The sequence below is a fragment of the Streptomyces sp. adm13(2018) genome (genome assembly GCF_008042145.1).
Taxonomy (GTDB): Bacteria; Actinomycetota; Actinomycetes; order Streptomycetales; family Streptomycetaceae; genus Streptomyces.
The window spans coordinates 343,053-346,364 of record NZ_RDBH01000114.1 but is presented as its reverse complement, the minus strand read 5'-3'; the positions used below and the strand labels follow the sequence as shown (position 1 = coordinate 346,364).

General features: G+C 74.3%; 4 protein-coding genes. All 4 read left to right on the top strand.

Annotated elements, in window-relative coordinates; translation table 11 throughout:
- Positions 1 to 463: Zn-ribbon domain-containing OB-fold protein (locus EAO70_RS13885; RefSeq protein WP_261992849.1), on the top strand; the 463-nt coding region annotated here is incomplete at its 5' end.
- Position 464: 1 nt separating this feature from the next.
- Complete coding sequence (locus tag EAO70_RS13880) at positions 465 to 1,544, top strand: acyl-CoA dehydrogenase family protein (protein WP_148003274.1); 1,080 nt, start codon at positions 465 to 467, stop codon at positions 1,542 to 1,544.
- Positions 1,541 to 1,948: a MaoC family dehydratase gene (locus EAO70_RS13875; RefSeq protein WP_148003273.1), complete on the top strand. Its 408-nt coding sequence runs from the start codon at positions 1,541 to 1,543 to the stop codon at positions 1,946 to 1,948. Before EAO70_RS13880 ends, EAO70_RS13875 begins: the two co-directional genes overlap by 4 nt.
- The gene (locus tag EAO70_RS13870; protein ID WP_148003272.1) at positions 1,945 to 3,111 is read left to right on the top strand and encodes a lipid-transfer protein; all 1,167 of its coding nucleotides are present in this window, start codon (positions 1,945 to 1,947) and stop codon (positions 3,109 to 3,111) included. Before EAO70_RS13875 ends, EAO70_RS13870 begins: the two co-directional genes overlap by 4 nt.
- Positions 3,112 to 3,312: the final 201 nt, after the last annotated feature.

Genomic DNA, 3,312 nt, shown 5'->3' with positions numbered 1-3,312 from the left:
GCCGGTGCCCGGCCACGCCCTCCCAGAATCCGGCGTTGTCCCGGTTGACCACGGGCCCGGGGCCCGGCGCCCCCGCCCCGTGGTCAACCGGGACAACGCCGGATTCTGGGAGGGCGTGGCCGGGCACCGGCTGCTCATCCAGCGCTGCGTCGCCTGCTCGGCCCTGCGCTTCCCCTGGCTGCCCGGGTGCGCCGACTGCGGCTCCCCGGAGTGGGACACGGTCGAGGCGAGCGGCACCGGGACGGTCTTCTCGTACGTGGTGATGCACCACCCGCCGTTCCCCGCCTTCGATCCGCCGTACGCGGTCGGTCTCGTCGAACTGGCCGAGGGCGTACGGATCGTGAGCAACGTGGTGGGGGTGCCGTACGACAAGGTGCGGATCGGGATGCCGGTGCGGCTGGAGTTCCTGCGCGTCGACGAGGAGCTGGAGCTTCCCGTCTTCCGCGCGGGAGGGGAGGACTGACATGGACTTCACCCCCACCGAGGAGCAGGCGGCGGCCCGTGGGCTGGCCGCCCGGATCTTCGCCGACCTCGCCACCCACGAGCGGCTCCGGGCGGCCGGCACCGGCAGCGACGCCGAGCTGTGGAAGGCCCTCTGCGCCGCCGGGCTGCCCGGCTCGGTGGAGGAGACCGGCCTGCTCGGACTGGTCCTCCTCCTGGAGGAGCAGGGACGCGTGACGGCACAGGTGCCGTTCGCCGCGACCTGTGTGTACGGGATCCTCGCCGTCGCCCGGCACGGCACGGACGAGCAGCGCGCCCGGCTGCTGCCGGGCCTCCGCGACGGTACGACGGTGGCGACGGGCGCCTTCCCCGCCACCGGCGCGGTCGCCTCGCACCGGGGGCGGCTCAGCGGGACCGTGGACTGGGTGCCGTGGCTCCGGGACGCCACGCACGTCCTCGTCCCCGACGCGGTCCACGGCCTCTGGCTGGTCCGCACCGAGGACGCGGCCGGGATCGACCCCGTCGAGCTCACCGCACCCTGGTCCGCCGCCCGGCTCGTCCTCGACGAGACGCCGGGGGAGCGGCTCGGCGGAAGCGGCGGCGCAGACGGAAGCGGGAGCGGGGACATAGGCGGGGCGGGAAGTGCTGCCGTCTACGCGGAGGTGCTCGCCGCCGCCCGGACCGCCTTCGCCGGGCTGCAGGCCGGGGTCTGCGCCGGTTCGCTGGCCAGAGCCGTGGAGTACACAGCCGTACGGGAGCAGTTCGGCCGCCCGCTCGCGACCCGTCAGGCCGTGCAACTGCGGGCCGCCGAGGCCCACATGGACACCGAGGCCATCCGGGTGACCGCCTACGAGGCCGCCTGGCGCCGCGACGGGGGGCTGGACGCGCGCACGGCGGCCCTGACCGCCGCCTGGTGGGCCTCCGAGGCGGGGAAGCGGGTCGTGCACGCCGGCCAGCACCTGCACGGCGGCATGGGGGCGGACCTCGACCACCCCGTGCACCGGCACTTCCTGTGGGGCCGGCAGCTCGACGCGCACCTCGGGTGCGGCACCGAAGTCCTCGCCGAACTCGGCGACCTGCTCGCCGAGGGAGACCTGTCATGACGTCCGGTACGGAGACCTTCGTCGCGCCCGGCGACGAGCTACCACCGCTCACGATCCCGATCACCCGCACCCTGATCGTCGCCGGGGCCGTCGCCTCCCGCGACTACCAGGACGTGCACCACGACGCCGAACTGGCCCGCGAGAAGGGCTCTCCGGACATCTTCATGAACATCCTCACGACCAACGGCCTCGTCGGCCGGTACATCACCGACCACTTCGGCCCCCGTGCCGTCCTGCGCAGGGTCGCCATCCGGCTCGGCGCCCCCAACCATCCCGGCGACACCATGGTGCTGACCGGCACGGTCACCGAGGTCGACGGGGACACCGCGCACGTCCGGGTCGTCGGGGCGAACGGGCTCGGGCACCACGTCACCGGGACGGTCACCGTGCAGGTGCCGCGATGAGCATCCGCACCCGGGACGACCTCGGCGGCCGGGCGGCCGTGGTGGGCATCGGGGCCACCGAGTTCTCCAAGGACTCGGGCCGCAGCGAGCTGTCCCTCGCGGCCGAGGCGGTCCGGGCGGCCCTCGCCGACGCCGGACTGTCCCCCGGCGACGTCGACGGCATGGTCACCTTCACCATGGACACCAACCCCGAGATCACGGTCGCCCAGGCGTGCGGCATCGGGGAGCTGTCCTTCTTCTCCCGCGTGCACTACGGCGGCGGAGCCGCCTGCGCCACGGTGCAGCAGGCCGCGCTCGCCGTCGCCACCGGGGTCGCGGAGGTGGTCGTCTGCTACCGGGCGTTCAACGAGCGCTCGGGGCGCCGCTTCGGCTCCGGGGTCCAGCAGCGCGAGCCCTCCGCCGAGGGCGTCGCCCTCGGCTGGCAGCTGCCCTTCGGGCTGCTCACCCCGGCCTCCTGGGTCGCGATGACCGCCCAGCGGTACCTGCACACCTACGGGCTGACCCCGGACGCGTTCGGCCATGTCGCGGTGACCGACCGGCGCCATGCCGCCCGGAACCCCGCCGCGTACTTCCACGGGAAGCCGATCACCCTCGCCGACCACGCCGCGTCGCGCTGGATCGTCGAGCCGCTCCGGCTGCTCGACTGCTGCCAGGAGACCGACGGCGGCCAGGCGATCGTCGTCACCTCCGTCGAGCGCGCCCGCGACCTGCGGCGCCCGCCGGCCGTGGTCCTCGCGGCGGCGCAGGGCGCCGGCCGCAAGCAGGAGGCGATGACCAGCTTCCACCGGGACGACCTGACGGGGCTTCCGGAGATGGGGGCGGTGGCCCGGCAGCTCTGGCGGACCTCGGGCCTCGCGCCGGGCGAGATCGACGTGGCCGTCCTCTACGACCACTTCACTCCCTTCGTACTCATGCAGTTGGAGGAGTTCGGGTTCTGCAGTCCGGGGGAGGCGGCCGACTTCGTCGCGGCGGACGCGCTCCCGCTGAACACGCACGGAGGACAGCTCGGCGAGGCCTATCTGCACGGGATGAACGGCATAGCGGAGGCGGTACGGCAGCTGCGCGGGACGTCCGTGAACCAGATACCCGGGACGGAGCGGACGTTGGTGACGGCGGGGACGGGGGTTCCCACGTCCGGGTTGATCCTGGGCACGGACGGCTGAGGCGACGGCCCCTGCGGTGGCCGCGCGGGGCGGGCGGATCTTCACTCGCGCCATGAGCACTCACACATCACGACCGGAGCCCACCCCCGCCCAGGACCGCGGCCCGGAGCCCACGTCACCCGTCCGCCCGCCGTCCGCACCGCCCCCCGGAGCCGGGGACGGGACGCCGGCCGACACCTCGGATCACTCGTCGGCGGGCAC

What these genes read in the sequence shown, in the direction of transcription:
- EAO70_RS13880 (WP_148003274.1), top strand. Translation starts at nt 465, where the DNA reads ATGGACTTCACCCCCACCGAGGAGCAGGCGGCGGCCCGTGGGCTGGCC.
- EAO70_RS13875 (WP_148003273.1), top strand. Translation starts at nt 1,541, where the DNA reads ATGACGTCCGGTACGGAGACCTTCGTCGCGCCCGGCGACGAGCTACCA.
- EAO70_RS13870 (WP_148003272.1), top strand. Translation starts at nt 1,945, where the DNA reads ATGAGCATCCGCACCCGGGACGACCTCGGCGGCCGGGCGGCCGTGGTG.